The organism is Undibacterium sp. KW1 (genome assembly GCF_009937955.1).
Classification (GTDB): domain Bacteria; phylum Pseudomonadota; class Gammaproteobacteria; order Burkholderiales; family Burkholderiaceae_D; genus Undibacterium.
Genome location: NZ_AP018439.1, coordinates 1191980 through 1210425, shown reverse-complemented (window position 1 = coordinate 1210425; position 18446 = coordinate 1191980). Strand labels below are relative to the sequence as shown.

The 18446-nt window shown below is 50.6% G+C and carries 17 protein-coding genes and 1 pseudogene; 9 read left to right on the top strand and 9 right to left on the bottom strand.

The window, feature by feature from the left end:
• Positions 1–11: 11 nt before the first annotated feature.
• Positions 12–1421, bottom strand: coding sequence for an MBOAT family protein (locus tag UNDKW_RS05405; RefSeq protein WP_162057883.1), 1410 nt, complete (start codon positions 1419–1421; stop codon positions 12–14).
• A gap of 298 nt (positions 1422–1719) precedes the next feature.
• On the opposite strand from UNDKW_RS05405, the gene UNDKW_RS05400 reads away from it, so the two are divergent.
• The gene (locus UNDKW_RS05400; RefSeq protein WP_162057882.1) at positions 1720–2349 is read left to right on the top strand and encodes a DUF4166 domain-containing protein; all 630 of its coding nucleotides are present in this window, start codon (positions 1720–1722) and stop codon (positions 2347–2349) included.
• On the opposite strand, the gene ubiG is transcribed toward UNDKW_RS05400, so the two are convergent.
• Together ubiG and UNDKW_RS05390 are read right to left on the bottom strand one after the other, a co-directional pair.
• Positions 2276–3025, bottom strand: coding sequence for a bifunctional 2-polyprenyl-6-hydroxyphenol methylase/3-demethylubiquinol 3-O-methyltransferase UbiG (gene ubiG / locus UNDKW_RS05395; protein WP_162057881.1), 750 nt, complete (start codon positions 3023–3025; stop codon positions 2276–2278). The genes UNDKW_RS05400 and ubiG overlap by 74 nt on opposite strands.
• Positions 3026–3063: 38 nt before the next feature.
• Complete coding sequence (locus tag UNDKW_RS05390; protein ID WP_162057880.1) at positions 3064–3441, bottom strand: DUF393 domain-containing protein; 378 nt, start codon at positions 3439–3441, stop codon at positions 3064–3066.
• 101 nt (positions 3442–3542) lie between these two features.
• Here UNDKW_RS05390 and UNDKW_RS05385 point away from each other — a divergent pair, with 101 nt between their 5' ends.
• Positions 3543–3896, top strand: a complete 354-nt coding sequence (locus UNDKW_RS05385; protein WP_232063252.1) for a metalloregulator ArsR/SmtB family transcription factor — start codon at positions 3543–3545, stop codon at positions 3894–3896.
• On the opposite strand, the gene UNDKW_RS05380 is transcribed toward UNDKW_RS05385, so the two are convergent.
• Positions 3893–4558 (bottom strand): hypothetical protein, encoded by a 666-nt coding sequence (locus UNDKW_RS05380; protein ID WP_162057879.1) that lies wholly within the window; start codon positions 4556–4558, stop codon positions 3893–3895. The two genes, UNDKW_RS05385 and UNDKW_RS05380, sit on opposite strands and share 4 nt — an antisense overlap.
• A gap of 189 nt (positions 4559–4747) precedes the next feature.
• The gene (locus UNDKW_RS05375) at positions 4748–4984 is read right to left on the bottom strand and encodes a DUF2798 domain-containing protein (protein WP_162057878.1); all 237 of its coding nucleotides are present in this window, start codon (positions 4982–4984) and stop codon (positions 4748–4750) included.
• Between the two features lie 301 nt (positions 4985–5285).
• Between UNDKW_RS05375 and UNDKW_RS05370 the strand changes: the two are divergent.
• Positions 5286–6502 (top strand): annotated as a pseudogene (locus UNDKW_RS05370) (NAD(P)/FAD-dependent oxidoreductase).
• Positions 6503–6557: 55 nt separating this feature from the next.
• Entirely contained in the window at positions 6558–7526 is a 969-nt protein-coding gene (gene ftrA, locus UNDKW_RS05365) for a transcriptional regulator FtrA (RefSeq protein WP_162057877.1), read from the top strand.
• Between the two features lie 77 nt (positions 7527–7603).
• On the opposite strand, the gene UNDKW_RS05360 is transcribed toward ftrA, so the two are convergent.
• Both UNDKW_RS05360 and UNDKW_RS05355 read right to left on the bottom strand, forming a co-directional pair.
• Positions 7604–9241, bottom strand: a complete 1638-nt coding sequence (locus UNDKW_RS05360) for an alpha-amylase family glycosyl hydrolase (protein ID WP_162057876.1) — start codon at positions 9239–9241, stop codon at positions 7604–7606.
• Positions 9242–9421: 180 nt separating this feature from the next.
• Complete coding sequence (locus tag UNDKW_RS05355; protein WP_174247569.1) at positions 9422–10459, bottom strand: glucokinase; 1038 nt, start codon at positions 10457–10459, stop codon at positions 9422–9424.
• A gap of 272 nt (positions 10460–10731) precedes the next feature.
• On the opposite strand from UNDKW_RS05355, the gene UNDKW_RS05350 reads away from it, so the two are divergent.
• From UNDKW_RS05350 to UNDKW_RS05330, 5 genes are all read left to right on the top strand, one after another.
• Positions 10732–13536 carry an alpha-1,6-glucosidase domain-containing protein gene (locus UNDKW_RS05350; RefSeq protein WP_232063250.1) on the top strand — a complete coding sequence of 935 codons (2805 nt, stop codon included), beginning with the start codon at positions 10732–10734 and terminating at the stop codon, positions 13534–13536.
• A 361-nt stretch (positions 13537–13897) separates the two neighbouring features.
• Positions 13898–14569 carry an energy transducer TonB gene (locus UNDKW_RS05345; RefSeq protein WP_162057875.1) on the top strand — a complete coding sequence of 224 codons (672 nt, stop codon included), beginning with the start codon at positions 13898–13900 and terminating at the stop codon, positions 14567–14569.
• 237 nt (positions 14570–14806) lie between these two features.
• The gene (locus UNDKW_RS05340; protein ID WP_162057874.1) at positions 14807–15682 is read left to right on the top strand and encodes a MotA/TolQ/ExbB proton channel family protein; all 876 of its coding nucleotides are present in this window, start codon (positions 14807–14809) and stop codon (positions 15680–15682) included.
• Positions 15683–15883: 201 nt separating this feature from the next.
• Positions 15884–16318, top strand: coding sequence for a biopolymer transporter ExbD (locus tag UNDKW_RS05335; RefSeq protein WP_162040807.1), 435 nt, complete (start codon positions 15884–15886; stop codon positions 16316–16318).
• Between the two features lie 275 nt (positions 16319–16593).
• Entirely contained in the window at positions 16594–17028 is a 435-nt protein-coding gene (locus tag UNDKW_RS05330; protein WP_174247568.1) for a biopolymer transporter ExbD, read from the top strand.
• An 84-nt stretch (positions 17029–17112) separates the two neighbouring features.
• Here UNDKW_RS05330 and UNDKW_RS05325 read toward each other — a convergent pair whose 3' ends face one another.
• Together UNDKW_RS05325 and UNDKW_RS05320 are read right to left on the bottom strand one after the other, a co-directional pair.
• Positions 17113–17502: a VOC family protein gene (locus tag UNDKW_RS05325; RefSeq protein WP_162057873.1), complete on the bottom strand. Its 390-nt coding sequence runs from the start codon at positions 17500–17502 to the stop codon at positions 17113–17115.
• A 33-nt stretch (positions 17503–17535) separates the two neighbouring features.
• The gene (locus UNDKW_RS05320; protein ID WP_162057872.1) at positions 17536–18372 is read right to left on the bottom strand and encodes a branched-chain amino acid aminotransferase; all 837 of its coding nucleotides are present in this window, start codon (positions 18370–18372) and stop codon (positions 17536–17538) included.
• Positions 18373–18446: the final 74 nt, after the last annotated feature.

Sequence of the window (18446 nt, the reverse complement as noted above, 5' to 3'; positions counted from 1 at the left end):
AGCTTCCAGTCTCAGAAACGGAAATAAATAAAGGGATTGTAAGCCCCGGTCGCCAGGCTGACTGCCGACAAGACAAACAGCGTCAGGCTAACAACAGGTGCAATCATCCTGACGGGTGCCAGTGGCTTATTCAGTGTCTGCATGAGGGGAACAGACACCAGGATACCCATGCACAGGGACGTGAGGACCGTACCATTCATAAAGCTCATGACAGGCGCGACTGCATTGTCTGCAGGCATGCCGCCTGCCATGGCCTGCAGATAATGCAGGGCCTGGGCAAAACTGTCGCAACGGAAAAACACCCAGCCCACCATCACCACCAGTATCGTATACACATGCCTGCATACCCTTGGCAAAGCTGCCAGCACTTTTTGCAGGCCGCTACGCTCCAGTACCAGAAAAGCGCCGTGATACAGGCCCCAGGCCACAAAGGTCCAGCTTGCACCATGCCAGAGCCCGCACAGGAAAAACACGATAAACAGATTGCGGTAAGTGGCAAGACTGGAGCCACGATTACCACCAAGAGGTATATACAGATAGTCACGGAACCAGCGCGACAAGCTCAGGTGCCAGCGTTGCCAGAATTCAGTGATAGATTGCGCGACATAGGGATAATTGAAATTGCGCGGAAACGTAAAGCCAGTCACCAGGCCCAGGCCTATCGCCATATTCGAATACCCAAAGAAATCAAAATAGATTTGCAGGGTATAGCAGGTGATGCCCAGCCAGGCGCTGGCCAGCCCCAAAGCCTCTGGTGCCAGTGAAAATATCTGGTCAGCAGGCAAGGCCACACTATTGGCGATCAAGACTTTTTGGGCGAGACCGAGAATAAAAATCTTGATCCCCAGCTCCGCCCTGCGCACAGTATGGTGACGCTGATGCAATTGCCTGGCGATGGTGGAGAAACGAATGATGGGCCCGGCAATCAATTGCGGGAACATGGTGATATACATGGCAAGGGCAAACAGATTCTTTTCATACGCCGTTTTCTTGCGATAGACATCCACCAGATAAGAAATCGCATGGAAGGAAAAGAAAGAAATACCCAGCGGCAGCGTGACTGCCTCTGCCTTGGGCATGACGATGCCGACACCATTCAGCACGGCATACAGACTATCAAGCGCAAAATTGAAATATTTGAAGTAGGCCAGCAAGAGCAGATTAAAACCTATGCCTGCGATGAAGATGGACTTTCCTGTACCACCTTTTTCTTGCACCCGGCCCATGCCCAGCCCGCACAAGTAATTGAGCAGGATGGAAATCAATAACAAGGGCAGGTTCTTTGGCTCTCCCCAAGCATAAAATATCAGGCTGGCGAGCAGCAAGACAATATTGCGGATATGACGAAACGGCAATGCAAAATACAAGACGAGAAAGATCGGTAAAAAATAGAATAAAAAACTAACCGTACTAAAAACCATGTTTTGTACTTTCTCTTGTGCTTACTTATTTGTACTTATTTGTTTGTGCTTGCTTGTACTTGCTTCTTTGTACTCGATGATCAAAGCACCTGCCATTTCCATATACGGCCTGCGCATCAGCAAAATATGTGTCCGGTGCGGGATTTTAATGCCATGTGCTGTAAAAAAGAAGCACAAGCCTGTTTTTACCTTTGGTCTGACACTTTACTACGCCTCAATCAAGATAAATCGGAGTCATACCGGACAGTTTCAGCGATATTCTTTTCTGGCTTACTTTGCACGATTTACAATGATACGCATGACTACAGAAACCACGAGACAGAGTTACCCTCTTACCCCGGCTCAGGAGTGGTTTGGCGAGTCTTTCAGCAATTTGCATCCTCTCCTACAGCAAATCCATATTCATGGCGGTACGCTGCAAGGTGAGATAGATATCAAGCTGGGCAAGGGTCTGGCTGGCTTTCTGGGACGCAGGCTGGCAAAGAAGCTTGGCGTGCCGATCACACACGACCGTTCAGGCTACAAGGTCAGTATCAGTCATGCGCCAGGGAAATTGATTTGGGCCAGAGAATTCATTACACCGGATGGCAAGGTAGAAAAACTGGTCACTGTGTTTGTACCGCATGGCCAGTATCCGCATGCTTATTGGCAAGAGAGCACAGGGCTGATGCATTTCCGCCTGACGGTAGATATTCTTGAAGGCGGCGGCTGGAGCTGGCGCGTTCTTGCGGCGCACCTGCACGGCATACCCTTGCCTGTAAAGCTGTTTCCGCAATCGCAAGCCTATAAATGCATAGAGGATGGGCGTTACCGCTTTTATGTAGGCTTTGTCATGCCTGGCCTGGGCTTGCTGCTCAGCTACTCTGGCTTGCTGGAACTTGCACCTGTAATGGTTTCTGCATCGCCAGCAGATAACCTACCCCCATGAAACCATGCAGGCGAAAGCGCTGGGTCAGCGGGTTATAACCGAGGCCATGCTGGTCCCGCAAGGCCAGACCGCTGGCGTTTGCCATGGTGAGTAATTCTGCCGGCTTGATAAATCGCGCATATTGATGCGTACCTCGCGGCAAGATGCGCATGAGATATTCCACCCCCACAATCGCCAGCGCATAACTCAGGGGATTGCGGTTGATCGTTGAGAAAAATACCCAGCCACCAGGTTTGACCATCTCTGCACAGGCCTGGATGACAGCAGCGGGAGATGGCACATGCTCCAGCATTTCCATGCAGGTAATGACATCGTAATGTCCAGCATGTTGCCCGGCCCATGCCTCGGTACTGCTTTTGGCATAATGCACATCCACATCCTGGCCTTGCGCATGCCACTGGGCGATTTGCAAGGGTTTATCAGCCAGGTCTATGCCAGTGACTTTGGCACCCTTGCGTGCCATGGATTCTGCCAAAATGCCGCCGCCACAACCCACATCCAATACCAGCTTGCCTGCAAGCTGGGCCAGGCTGTCTATCCATTCCAACCTATGTGGATTAATTCTGTGCAGGGGTTTGAATTCTGAATTCTCATCCCACCAGCGGCTTGCCAGGCTATTGAAACGTGCCAGTTCGGCTGGGTCGGCATTGCTTGCTCTCGTATGAATTGTGCTCATGACGTTCTCAATTGATTGATGATGGTCGAGTCAGGGTCTTACCAGTGACCGCGCCTGCGGTTCCAGCGGTACAGGTGTCTGGCAATAAGGTTATACAGTGGCCGCGTGAAAAAACTCAGCCTTAGTGTCAGCCAGGCCAGCCAGCGACGGCCACTGGTTTGCGACCACAAGGCAGCCAATGCCTGCTCACCTGTCAGCAGCTCGCCATTGGCATTGCGCACATGCAGGCGCTCACGTACGGTTTCCAGCTCGCTGCTAATTTCCGTTACTGCATCAGGGTCAGTATGCACATCTACCCATTTGATCTTGCAAGTCTGCATGCGCCTTCGCTGATCGCGTATGCCAGCATCACATACTGGGCAGGCACTGTTGTAATAGACCGTCGTGCTGCCTGCAATGTCTTTGTCAGCTTCCATGATACCTGTCTGCCTTTCTTCAGTTCACGGTTCAAGCATATACCTTATTTAGCTAAAGGTCTAATTATCTAATTAACTTCACCATCGCCAGCTAAAATGCTATGATGAGTAATCAACAGTCTTTGCGTATTATGGAAAAAGTATTTGAAGCCCTGGCATCAACGCCACGCCGGAAGATTCTGGCTTATTTATCGGAGACAGAATTGTCTGCCGGAGAAATTGCTGCGCGTTTCGACATGACCAAGCCATCTTTGTCCAAGCATTTACGCATACTGGAATCAGCAGGACTGATTGCCAGCGACAAACGCGGGCAATTTGTCTTCTACCGCCTTCAGGGAGACAATCTGGCAAATACGCTGGCTGGTTTCTTGCAGGCAGTATGCCCAGTATCCAAAGCCCTGAAAAAAGAAAGCAAGGCTTTAGCGACAAAAAAGTCTGTTGGAAAAACAGTTTAATCAATCAAGACTGGCAATTCACTGTCTTGCTTTTGCCGCCTTGTCTGTGGAACAGCAATAACCCTGCTCACCAAGCCAGGTTGGGCCAGGGAATTATTTTTATCGGTAAATAATTTCTTGATCAGATAGGCCATGCGGTTTTTCTGGAAGTCGTAATAGCCGATTAATATGCGCTCTACTACTGCTAGCTGATGCTCCAGCTCCATACTCACCATGGGTGAAATCCAGTCTGTGCGCCAGGTGATTGTTGCACCACTATCCAGATCAAGATTACCCAGGACAGGGCTGACACCTGAAATTTCACAGGCCAGCGCATGACTGAAATCTTCGGCATATAACTTTCTTAAAGTCCCCAGCCCAAAATCAATGAGATATTGTTCATCGACAATGCAGACGGCATGACCTTCTTTTTGCTGCTCGTGGACAAAACCTTTGTAACCTATATAAAAAACACCGTTATTTTGTTTGATTTCGGCATAGCATCCCTGGACCCTGGCAGCATAACCTTTTTCTGACAATATGCGCGCGAGCATGGCAGACATCGCAAAACAGCAACTGCCATATTGTTTGAAGAAATCAAGAATTTCGAAATCATCCGCAACCTGTCTCAGTTCATTGGCAAGTTTGCGGTCTTGTACTACTTGTAGAAATGCGGTGTTCATTGTTACGAATTAAGACAATGAATGAAATTTCATGCACCATCAAAGAATATATTTACAAAAAGCAATAATATAAAATTCGCAATAATTTGTACGTGATAAATAGTAATTACTTGTAAGCAGATGTTTCTATCTGTCCGCAGTGTCCTTCAAACTCAGGCTAGCAGAGTTATGCAAGAAAACAAGTCGGGTTTAACCCGGTGTCTCAACCAGCATGCTGGTCATACGCCTGACCAGGGGCAAAACCAGCAACAAGGTGGGAAACGCAAATACCCAGGACAATGCCCAGGAACCCATCCAGATTTGCAAGAAATGATCCACTAATCCAACACTGCGCAAGGTACTGATGAAAGAGACAATAAAGGTCATCAGTATTGATAAAAGGAAGGGCATGACCAATCCGGCATAACGTGCTGGCAATTTACGCATGTGATAAACCAGGAAAATATTGTTGAGTGTTCATAGAAGCCGCCCACGCGCGCCTGCCTGTTCAATACCTGCCAATCCCCACCAATACCAGCGACTAGCGCTTGTAGCGAGATGCGGAACATCAGACCTGGCTGCTGGGATTAACGACCGAAGCAGATTTACATCGACGCTGAGAAGATGTTTATCAACTTAGTGTAATTGGCAATAAAACAAAAGTAAACATGTGCAGATTAAAGCACCAGCTTGCCTTGAAACAGCTATTGCGTGTAATTTGACGGCTTTTCTGTCGCTGCAAGCGCTTATGATCCTCCAAGAAAATTTACAGCAAACTTTTTATCAGGCAAGCGCAGCTACTATTGACTATCCAGCTCTGCAAGAAGACTTGGCTTGCGAAGTCTGCATCATCGGTGGTGGTTTTGCTGGTCTGGCGACGGCAATGGGCTTGCTGGAGCGTGGCGTCAGCAATATCGTCTTGCTGGAAGCTGAGGCGATAGCCCACGGTGCTTCTGGCCGCAATGGCGGTTTTGTGTTTGGCGGTTTCAGCCTTGACAATGCAAGCCTGATCAAACAAGTTGGCCTTGAGCCTGCGCGCAAGCTGTATCAATTGACGCTGGATGCAGTTGCGCTGATACGCCAACGCATCACGCAACATCAGATGGAATGCGACGTCAACGATAACGGTGTCTTGCTCGCCAACTGGTTTGATGATGCAAAAAAACTCCAGCAACAAAGAGATTTCATGCTGCGCGAATTTGAAGTCGATTGGACACCGTGGTCGCGGGAACAGACCCGTGCAGTATTGCATACTGAGCGTTATTTTGGCGCCCTGCATGAGCAAAATGCATTTCATTTCCACCCGCTGAAATATGCCCAGGCCCTGGCCAGGGTTTTGAGTTCCGGGGCTGTACGCATTCACGAGCGCAGCCGCGTACGCGCAATCGATGCCGCTAGTGCTGAAAAGATCGTACGTACTGCAAATGGCTCGGTGAAAGCACGACACGTGGTCGCCTGTTGTGGCGGCTACATAGAAAAACTTTATCCACAATTGGGGCGCTCGGTACTGCCCATCGCCACCTATGTCATGACGACTGAAAAACTGGGCGACAAACTGGCAAGCGCCATGCAAACCGGCGCTGCGGTTTATGATACCCGCTTTGCTTTTGATTATTACCGGCCACTGGCAGGCAGCCGCCTGCTCTGGGGCGGGCGGATTTCCATACGCGACAGGCAGCCCGCCGAAGTCGCTGATTTACTGTATGGAGATATGCTCAAGGTGTATCCGCAACTGGCTGGAACAAAGGTCGAATATGCGTGGAGCGGCCTGATGAGCTATGCCCAGCACAAGATGCCACAAATTGGCTGGCTGGCGAAGCCGTGGCGCAGGCTATCGCTCACAAGCATACTTTACCTCATGGACTTGATCACTACGGCTTGCCACCTGCCTTTGGCAGTATGGGCTTGATGGCCGCACAATGCGCCTATTGGTACTATGAATTGCGCGACTGGCTACGCGAATAAACAGTTTAGCAGTGCAGAATATGTCGCAATTCAAAAGATACGGTAAGATCATGCCATGAAACCACATCTTGTCGTCGCCCTTGCCTATGATCAATTGTGTACCTTTGAATTTGGCTGCACGGTTGAACTGTTTGCCCTGAACCGCCCGGAACTAGGTGTGGAATGGTATGACTTTGCTGTTTGCGCTGCGGAACCCGGCAAATTGCGGGCCGCTGGCGGTATCACGGTAGAAGTGCCACATGGCCTGGACATGCTGGATCAGGCCGACACTATCATCATCCCTGGCTGGCGTGATGCCGATGAAACGCCACCGCCAGCTTTGCTGGGCAAAATTCGCCTAGCACATGCGCGTGGTGCGCGTATCTGTACAATCTGCTCTGGCGTGTTCATCCTCGCTGCTGCTGGCATACTCGATGGCAAAACCGTCACTACCCACTGGCGCTATGCAGAAAAATTGCTAAGACGCTATCCAGAAATCAAGGTACAGGCAAACGCCTTGTATGTAGATCAGGGGCAGATCATGACTTCAGCAGGTTCTGCCGCCGGACTGGATATGCTGCTGCATCTGGTGCGCAAGGATTATGGTGCGAAGGTAGCCAATATGGTCGCACAGCGCCTTGTGGTACCGCCACATCGCGAAGGTGGGCAGGCACAGTTTGTACCACGCCCCATGCCCGCAGATGAACATGCACGCCTGGCCAAGTTAATGGACTGGGTCAGATCCAACCCCGCCCTGCCGCATAATCTGGCCTCGATGGCAGAAAAAGCAGCCATGAGTACCCGCACGCTGCAACGCCATTTCAAGGACAGCACAGGTATGGCGCCAGGTGAATGGCTGATACGTGAACGCGTCGCCATCGCCAAGGAATTGCTGGAGTCACCAGCGACCAGCCTGCCACAGATCGCTGAGCTGGCAGGCTTTGGCTCGGAAGAATCTCTGCGCCGCCACTTCCGCCGCATCGTTGCGAACAGTCCCGGCAATTATCGCAAGCAATTTTCTGTTGATGCGCAAACACCCGCTTAACAGTTGCAAGTTTGTCTTACCAAAAAAAAAGGGCTGCACGGTCAGCATGCAGCCCTGTCAAGCGCTCTGCAAAACATTTACTTCATTAGTAGCTCACCAAACCATGCACCGTAGGCTGGTAATTCCACCTGACCATCGGTGACTTGCCCTGGCAAGCCAGCGTCCTTCAATTGCACTGCATTCTGAGTTGCTGGCCAGTTAAAACTGACAGACTGATTTCCCAGATTAAATGCTGCGAACAGAGTATTGCTGCCAGTCAGGTCACGGCGTATCGCCAATACAGGTTCAGGGGCATCGAAGAAGCTGATTTCTCCCCGGCTAAGCTGTGGATATTTTTTGCGCCAGGCCAGGATATGGCGGGCAAAATTCAAGACAGATTGATCATTCTGATCTTGCGCAGAAACTGCATGTGCAGCATGTTCCGCCGGCACTGGCAACCATGGTTTGCCAGAACTGAAACCGGCATTTACCTGATCTACCTGCCAGGGCATGGGCGTGCGGCAACCATCGCGGCCCTTGAATTCTGGCCAGAAAGTAATGCCATACGGGTCTTGTATATCTTCATAGGCGATGTCGGCTTCTGTCAGCGCCAGCTCATCCCCCTGATACAGGCAGGGTGTGCCTTTCAAGGCCATTTGCATGGCCAGCAGCATTTTGGCAAATTGCGGAGTTGCTCCTGCCCCACCCCAGCGTGTCATAACGCGTACAGAATCATGGTTACCCACAGACCAGGATACCCAACCACCTTTGACCCGCGCTTCGTATTCCTCCACTTGCTGGCGTATGTAGGCAGCAGAGTACGTCGCTGTCAGCAAATTGAAGCTATAGGCCATCTGCAATTTATTGCCATCGGCGGTGTAATCTGCCATCACTGCCAGCGAATCATCGGCCCCTACTTCACCGATGGCGATCGCGCCATATTCATTCAACAAGCTGCGGATTTTTTCCAGGAAAACCAGATTCTCTGGCTGCGTCTTGTCATGGATATGCGCCTGCATGCCATAAGGGTTATTGTCCTGCACGGTCTTGTTATCACGCACCTGGCTGGGTGGATTATCCCGCAAAGACTGGTTATGGAAATGGAAATTGCAGGCATCAAGACGGAAACCATCCACACCACGCTGCAGCCAAAAACGCATATTGTCGAGATGCGCCTGTTGCACTTCAGGATGGTGGAAATTCAGGTCAGGCTGGCTGACCAGGAAATTATGCATATAGTATTGACGACGACGTGCATCCCACTGCCAGGCAGAGCCGCCAAATACGGATAACCAGTTATTGGGGGGCGAGCCGTCAGCCTTGGGATTGGCCCAGACATACCAGTCGGCCTTGGGATTGTCGCGGCTCTTGCGACTTTCCACAAACCAGGGGTGCACTTCCGAACAGTGCGACAAGACCTGGTCTATCATGATCTTCAAACCCAGTTCATGTGCGCGCTTGAGCAAGGCATCAAAATCTGCCAGCGTGCCAAAGATGGGATCGACATCGCAATAGTCTGCCACATCGTAACCAAAGTCTTTCATCGGCGATGTGAAGAAAGGCGAAATCCAGACGATATCGACGCCCAGGCTGGCAATGTAATCAAGTTTGGAAGTAATACCAGGCAAATCACCTATGCCATCGCCATTACTGTCTGAAAAACTGCGCGGATAGACCTGGTAAATCACGGCATCACGCCACCAGTCGCTTGCTTGCTCTTTGTTAGAGTTATTCATGGATATGAAGTTTGATTATTAACCTGAAAAAAGACCTCTCAACACAGAGACACGGAGACACAGAGAAAGACAAAGAGAAAACATGAAGGAGAGTTCTACTGACAAGATCAAGCTTTTCCCTCAATACCTCCTCTATGTCTCTGTGCTTCTGTGCGCCTGGGTGACAAATGGTCTTTTCATTCAAGTATCCGCATGGCCGTCCAGGGACAACCGCTCATTCAATATTGCAGAAACTCCCAAAAATGCAGGATACTCTGCCGTGATCAGGTAAGTCGGTATTTGTGCCAGATAATCGGCAAAGCGCCCCTTCGCTTCAAAGCGCTGGCGAAAAGCTGACTGGGTAAAAAACTCACCCAGACGAGGTACGATGCCGCCACCTATATATACACCACCAGTCGCTCCCAGTGTCATGGCCAGGTTACCGGCGATAGTGCCCAGCATGGCGCAAAAATAATCGACGGTGCGTGTGCAGATTGCACAACTGCCATCCAGTGCGCGACGGGTGATATCGGCTGCATTCATTGCTTCAGTATCGGCCTGTTTATCCATTTGCGCCAGGATGCGGTACATCAATTCCAGACCCATGCCTGAGATCAATCTTTCAGCGGAGGCATGCGGATATTCTTTCCAGACCTCGCGCAGAATTGCTATCTCCAACTCACTGCTGGGAGAAAAACTCACATGCCCACCTTCACTGGACAATGCGACCCAGTGCCCGCCAGAGGGAATGATGCCAGACACACCCAGGCCGGTACCGGGACCGATCAAACCTATGGCGCGATTGGGCTGGGCATGGCCGCCACCTATCTGTACACGCTCATTAGCAGCCAGATGCGGCAAGGCCATTGCCAGAGCGGTGAAGTCATTGACGACCAGCAGATTATCAAACCCGGCAGCCTGCCGTAAAGATTCTATGGAAAAAGTCCAGTGATGATTGGTCATACGCACCACATCGCCATCAACAGGATTGGCGATGGCGATGGCCGCGTTTTTTACCGTTGACTGACATACGGCCAGCACTTCAGGACTGGATAAATAGGCGGCGATGGCAGATTGCAAGTCAGGATAGGCATTGCATGGCAATACAGCAATAGCATTAAATTCGTGGCTATTTATTTCCAATGCGAAACGTGCATTGGTGCCGCCTATGTCTGCCAGCAAGCGTGGGCCGGCATTGCATGATTTTTTTGGATTATTGCTCAACATCTCACCATTCATTTTTTTGCGCCTGAGTGGAGCTGAAATAAGAAAGCAGGCCACGATCAGATTTTATGTAGCAATACTACATATATCAACTGCACATGTCTAACAAATTTGCGATTATTGGGTTAGAATTTGAAAAAATATTGGCGCAAAGTTGACTTTAGCCACAATAAAACCGGTAAAACTAGCCGTGAACTCGATTTTATTTATGTAGTCACACTACTTTCATGTGATTCAAACATATCTACAATCAAAGTAAAGAAGCTTGCTTTACCCAGGAGACTGTTTTGTTTTTTGAACAAGCCATTGCACATGCAAAGAGCCGCCTCAGCTTTTTGCTGGCGTGCGTACTCGCGACTTGTGCCGCAACTTGTGGCAGCCATGCCGTCGCCAGCGATGCGCCAGACACAGACCTTGCTGCATGCAATGCAGGTCCATTTGAGAGCACATTATCGCCAGCCGCGATGCCAGCTACAGAAGCACGTGCCTATTGGCTTTCCAGCAAGTTAATACGCTGGCCTGGCTTGGCAGCGGACAGCAAAGTCAGGCTATACATCTCCAGGACAGCTCAACTCAAACTCAGCAAGGGCACTAAACCAAGCGGCTTTGATGAAGTAGCTTCACTGACCGCATCAGACGCGACACTAGACAGTGGTATTGCGAAACGCTTTGCCTATATCGGATCGGGCAAGGTATATGAACTTGCACATATCAGTTTGCAAGAATTACGCTCATTGCAGCAATCCCAAGTAATGGTCGTCGCAGAAGACAATGAAGGCCGGGTTATTGATTACACGGGCTTGCAAATTGCAGGTGCGCTCGATGATTTATACAAGACAGCAGGCAGCCTCAATGATTACGGCGCCAGCATTCGCAAGGCAGCAGCCACCAATAAAACGCAGACACAATTCCGGGTCTGGGCACCGACGGCGCAACGGGTTTCGATTTGTCTATACCCAGATGGCAAAGCCAAATCTACAAACATACTGCCCATGCAATCCGATACCGATACAGGCAACTGGCAGGCCAGTGCCGGGGTGGATTTATCCGGCAAGTATTACACCTACCTGATCGATGTTTACGTGCCAGGCAGGGGCCTGGTGCGTAATCGCGTTACCGACCCCTACTCCATCAGCCTGACGACAGATTCAAAGCGCAGTTATATCGCTGACCTGTCTTCCAGCAAATTAAAACCCCTGGGCTGGGACGAGCAAACGCCAAACACCAAAGTAAAAAATCAGATCGACATGCAAGTCTATGAATTGCATGTACGGGATTTTTCCATCAATGACACAACGGTGAGACCTGCCTGGCGTGGCAAGTACCTGGCCTTTGGCGAAACAAACTCGAATGGCATGCGGCATTTGCAAGCTCTGAGCGCAGCGGGTATGACAGACATCCATTTACTCCCTGTCTTTGACTTTGCCACGGTAGCAGAAGCAGGTTGCCAGACACCCGTCATCAAGGGCAAAGCCGATGGCGAAGAACAACAAAAAATCGCTACGCAATATGCCGACAAAGATTGTTATAACTGGGGTTATGAGCCCTATCACTATAATGCGCCCGAGGGTAGCTATGCCACCGATGCCAGCGATGGAGCCAGGCGCATCATCGAATTCAGGAAAATGGTCATGGCCTTGCACAAGGCAGGTTTGCGCGTAGGCATGGACGTGGTTTACAACCATACTGCAGGGGCCGGACAAACTGCCTACTCAGTATTGGACCGCATCGTCCCCGGCTACTATCAGCGCCTGAACCAGCTCGGACAAATAGAACGCTCCACCTGCTGCGACAATACCGCCACAGAAAATGCCATGATGGCCAAGCTGATGAGCGATTCTGTACTCTTGTGGGCACAGCATTACAAAATTGACTCCTTCCGTTTTGATCTGATGGGACACCAACCCAGACAGGTAATGGAAGACATGCAAGCCAGGTTGTTACGAGAAACCGGACGCCAGATTCAGTTCCTCGGGGAAGGCTGGAATTTTGGTGAAATTGCGGACGGCAAGCGCTTTGTCCAGGCATCGCAGCTATCACTGAATGGCAGTGGCATAGGCAGCTTCAGCGACCGCGCCCGCGATGCCATACGCGGTGGCGGCCATGGCGATGCAGGCGAAGGCATAGTGAAAAACCAGGGTTACATCAATGGCCTGTTTTATATGCCAAACGCCCTGGCCGACAAGGCCAGGCCACAGCAGGATCTTTTGCGCGCAGCCGACATGCTCAGGCTGGGCCTGGCAGGCTCAGTACGCAACTTCAGCATGCAGACCTTTGATGGCAAGACCAGGCAGTTACAGGACATCGATTATGCTGGTCAGCCTGCAGGCTATGCCAGCCAGCCTGGAGAAGTCGTCAACTATGTAGAGAACCACGACAACCAGACCCTGTTCGACATCAATGCCTATCGCCTGCCGCTGGACACCAGCAGCGCAGACCGCGCCCGCATTCAGGCTTTGGCCCTGGCAACAACAGCGTTCAGCCAGGGTGTGGCCTACTACCATGCGGGCGTCGATATCCTGCGCTCCAAGTCTATGGACAGCAATAGCTTCAATTCCGGTGACTGGTTTAACCGGCTGGACTGGAGCTATGGCGACAATTATTTCGCGACAGGCTTGCCACCAGAAAAAGACAATGCCCAGTTTTACCCTTACATCAAGGCGGCACTGAAGCAGACGAATATTAAACCGACCCGCGCAGATATTGCCTATAGTCGCGATCAATTCCGTGATTTATTGCAGATCAGGGCCAGTTCCAGCCTGTTCAGATTATCGACAGCGTCCGATATCGCACAGCGCCTGCATTTCTATAATACAGGTCCCACGCAAAATCCCTTGCTGATAGCAGCGCATCTGGATGGCAGGCAATTGGCAGGGGCAAACTTTGACTATGTCATGTATTTCATCAATATCAGCTCACAGACGCAATCATTAACCATAGACGGACAAAGCCAGCGCAGCTATCAATTGCATCCTACACATTTGCTTACACAAGCAGCAGATAAACGTGTGGCAGCAGAAGCGAAGTATGAGAGTATCAGCGGGCGGTTTACAATTCCCGCTCTGAGTGCCGTGGTCTTTGTAGGACAATAGGAAGGCAACTACAACACAGTAATATCTTTTTTGGAGCACGGCTTCATGAGTGCAATCTTGGTTTTAGTGCGCAACAGGCATCATGCAGTGCAAAGTTTATCCATACAGATGCCTTATTGATGCAAAAGCCGGCCTTATACATGGTTCAGATATTGCTTATTGCTTGACTGTTTTGAAGATGAAATGCACAAGGAAATTGCGCTCGACGGGGTACAAATCAGGCAGTACAGATTATTTAAAACAGGGATTCATATGCTTGCTACAAAAAATATGAAAAGTTTTCAGCCAAGAAACGCAAATTTAACACCAACAGCGGTTATTATTACCGCCTTCATATTCTAAGATCGAGGAGACAGCCGGAATGGATTTTTCAAATCGCCAGCAAGAGCCGGGGAAGAAGTTTGTAGGCTTGGGGCTGGTTATCGCATTTCACGTACTGGTGGTATATGCCCTGGTATCTGGATTGGCGCGCAAAGCGATGGAAGTGGTGATCAAGCCAGCAGAAGTCAAGCTGGTAGAAGAAGTGAAGCCACCGCCACCACCGCCAGACACCCCGCCGCCGCCACCGCCAAAATTGTTGGCCCCGCCGCCACCGTTCATTCCGCCACCGGAAGTCCAGGTCCAGCAGCCGGTTCAGCAACAGCCAGCGATATCAGCGGTATCGAATGTCAAGCCAGAAAACCCGACATTCACCAAGACCCAGGCCCCACCTGCACCAGTTGCAGAAACCAAGGCCACAGGTCCCGTCACGATACCAGGCGTGATCGACTTCAACGTCGGTGGATGCAAACCGGAATATCCGCGTGCCTCCCTGCGTAATGAAGAAACCGGCACCGTCCTGTTGTCCGTCCTGATTGGTGCAGATGGTTCTGTTGCCGACGTCAAGATCGACAAATCCAGCGGCTTCCGCGGTCTCGACAATGCGGTTAAATCCCAGTTGATGTCAGGTTCCTGCAAAAACAAACCAGGTACCGTCGATGGCAAACCACAACAGACCTGGGCCAAGGTTCAGTATGTATGGAAGTTAGAGTAGTCGAAACCTGCGCAGGCTACTGCGCAAGCCCAGCTTGAGCCTGCAGATTTTTGCAAGTTCGTCACCGTACATCCGTACGGTTGCGCTTCTTAACTCAACCTGAACTTGCTCGCTACGCCCGCACAGGCTTCTTGACGGCACAAAGCAAGTTTAATGAAAAATTAAATCTTAAAGCAGCAGTAAATAAAAACAGCAGTAAGCAATACCAACCTTATTTTGTTAAAAGGAAGCACCTCAATGAAAACCCGTTTCTCCGCATTCCTGGCTGCAACACTCCTGGCCTTGACAGCCGCCGTTGCCGTCGCCCCTGTTTCTGCACAGGAATCCGCCTCCGCTGCCGCATCCGCACCAGCCCCTGCTGCTGACGCAGCCCCGGCACCAGCCGCTCCAGCAGACGCTGGCGCCCCAGCAGCACCTGCAGCTGCCAAAGAAATGGTAGAAAACCCATACGGTCTCGATGCTCTCTGGAAAACTGGTGACTTCGTTGCCAAAGGCACCCTCATCATCATGGTCATCATGTCCATGGGCAGCTGGTACATCCTCATCACCAAAATCATTGACCAGGTCAAACTGTCCGGCCAAGCCACAGATGCCCGTTCCAAATTCTGGAAAGCAGCCTCTGTCCAAGCCGGTGCCGCCTCTTTGAAAGAAGGCAGCCCATTCCGCTTCATCGCTGACTCTGGTATCAAAGCCACAGAACACCATGAAGGCGCGCTGCTCGAACAAATCGATCTGAACACCTGGGTCTCCATGTCCATCCAGCGCGCTGTTGATAAAGTTCAAAGCCGCCTGCAAGACGGCCTGGCCTTCCTGGCGACAGTTGGTTCCACAGCACCGTTCGTTGGTCTGTTCGGTACCGTATGGGGTATTTACCATGCGCTGACAGCGATTGGTATGTCCGGTCAAGCATCGATCGACAAAGTAGCCGGTCCTGTTGGTGAAGCGCTGATCATGACCGCGATTGGTCTGGCTGTCGCTGTTCCTGCTGTATTGGGTTACAACTTCCTGGTCCGTCGCAACAAGAGCGCCATGGAAGAAGTCCGTGCCTTCTCCGCTGATCTGCACTCCGTTGTCCTGTCCGGCAATATGGGCAAAACAGCTGCTAAGAAGTAATTAGTAATCACTGATTAACACCCGAAGACCTCTCAACACAGAGGCACAGAGGAAGGAAAGACTTCTTGCAAGAAGTCTTCGTTCCGCAGGCGAGTGGCATGCCACTCGAAACCCCTGCTGCACCACAGAGAAAAGAGATCTTTGTGTGTCTGTGTTGAGAGGTTTTAAGGGTTAAAGCGTAACATCGAAAGAGAACACATTATGGCAATGGCAATTGGTAATGATGGAGATGGTGAAGACGAAGTCAACAGCACCATCAACACCACCCCGCTGGTCGACGTCATGCTGGTATTGCTGATCATCTTCCTGATCACCACCCCGGTGATTACAGATACGGTCAAGCTGAAATTACCGGCAGAAACCAACGTGATTTACAAAACCAAACCGGAAAACATCACCCTGTCGGTGAACAAGGATGGTGATCTGTACTGGAACGGCAGCATGAAGCCGCTGGCAGGCACGGATGCCCTGTTTGAAAAGCTCAAGGTAGAAGCAGTCAAGATCCCGCAACCGGAGTTGCATATCCGTGGAGATCAGAATACCCGCTATGAGTTTATTGGCAAAAGTATCCTGACGGCACAACGTGCCGGTATCGCCAAGGTCGGCTTCGTGATTGAACCGCCACCACGGAACTAAGACAGTAGGGTGCGCTGTGCGCACCTCAAAGCAAGACCTCTCAACACAGAGGTACTGAGACACAGAGAAAGGCAAGAGGAAAATCTTGTTGCTGAAACTGATCACAGACCATTTCACTTGGTCATTACAAGCAGCATGTATTAAAAAGGTTTTCTCTGTGGTTTTCCTCTGTGACTCCGTGTCTCTGTGGTATAGATTTTGGTCTTGAAGTTTGATTTTTTATTCAGCTATCGAATTATTCGTTATGCGAGTAAATAACTCATGAAGGAAGCATTATGGGTATGCAAATTGGTTCCGGCGGAGGATCATCCGATCCGGAAGTGATGATAGAAATGAACATGACGCCGCTGATTGACGTCATGCTGGTATTGATCATCATGTTGATTATTACCATTCCTATTCAGAATCACGCAGTGAACCTGAATATGCCGACAGGTAACCCACCGCCACCAACTACACCGCCTGTGGTGGTGAATATCGACGTCGATTTTGATGGAACGGTGTCCTGGAATGGTACGGCAGTCGATCATGCACAGCTGGAAGCGAAGTTGGCTGAATCGGCAGCGATGCCTGCAGCAAACCAGCCAGAGATTCATCTGCGTCCGGTTGCTGTTGTGCCTTACAAGTCTGTGGCTGCGGTCATGGCAGCGGCACAGCGTCTTGGTGTGACCAAGATCGGTATGGTCGGGAATGAGCAGTTCCTGAAGTAAATCAGAGTATGTCAAAAAAACCGGGGAATCTCATTCCCCGGTTTTTTTCGACTCATGCTTTCTTCATATTGCCTGGCAAATCTATCAAGGCAAAGCGTCATACAACTCCAGGGGCAAGTCATCAGGGTCAGCAAAAAAGACAAAGCGCCGCCCTGTCAATTCGTCCAGCCTGATATCTTCCACTTCCAGCCCCTTTGCCTCCAGCATCGCTTTACAGACTGACACATCATCGACTTCAAATGCCAGGTGACGCAAACCCAGTGCCTCAGGCCGGGATACCCTGGGTGGCGCATCAGGGAAGGAAAACAATTCTATTTGCGAACCGTCTGGCAAGGCCAGATCAAGCTTAAATGAAGCTCTCTCTGGCCTATAGGTCTCAGCAATAACGCTCAAGCCCAGAATCCGGGTATAGAAATCCTTGGACACCTGATAATCAGCGCATATGATGGCTACATGATGTATGCGCTTCAGCATCGATCTGTCGTTCAGTCTGGGTCAGGATGCGAATCAGGTATTTTGCATGAATTGCAAATACAGATCACGGGCACGTGTCGCCACTACACCTATAGGCAATTCACGGCTTTCGTATCTGGTGCAAGGTGTTACCTTGGCAAAATTACCTGTATTGAAAATCTCTTTGGCTGCCAGCAATTCTTCCGGTTTTACAGTGCGCTCGGACACTTGCTTGCCATCGTCCTTGAGTAAACCAATAACGCGGGCGCGGGTAATGCCGGACAAGAAACTGCCGTTTGCCACAGGTGTGACAATCTCATCATCAGCAGTCACGAAGAAGAGATTGGCAGTGGCAAATTCAGCCACATTGCCATGCATGTCACAGACCACGCCATTGTCAAAACCACGCTCTTTGGCTTCGCGCAAGGCTCTGGTGGAATTTGGATACAGGCAGGAAGCCTTGGCATCAGTCGGCGCCATGGAAGGATCGGGACGACGCAGGCTGGACAGGCAGGCAGAGAAACCGGAAAATGCCGGCATGGGTGCATCAAACAAAGTCAGCGCAAAGCCCGTAGTTGAAGGTTCAGGGATCAGCAAACCGTCAGTGCCAAATACCAGCGGACGTATATACAGCTCGGCATCCGCCGGAAACAGGGCGATGCCCTCACGGCACAATGCTTCGAGTTCATCGACATTGTATGGGCATTGCAAACCCAGGCGCTGGGCTGATTGTATGACGCGGGCCAGATGCAAACGCAAGTCTGGCGTCAGGCCGCGAATGGAACGCGCACCATCAAACACTGAGGAACCCAGCCAGACTGCATTATCCATGGCGCCAAACAGTGGCGTATTGCCTTCACTCCATTGTCCCTTGAAGTAGCTACGGTACATAATATTCCTCACTCGTTGATAGTTAATTGGTGACGCATAGTGAATGCTTATTTCTAATGTATCACATCCGCCAT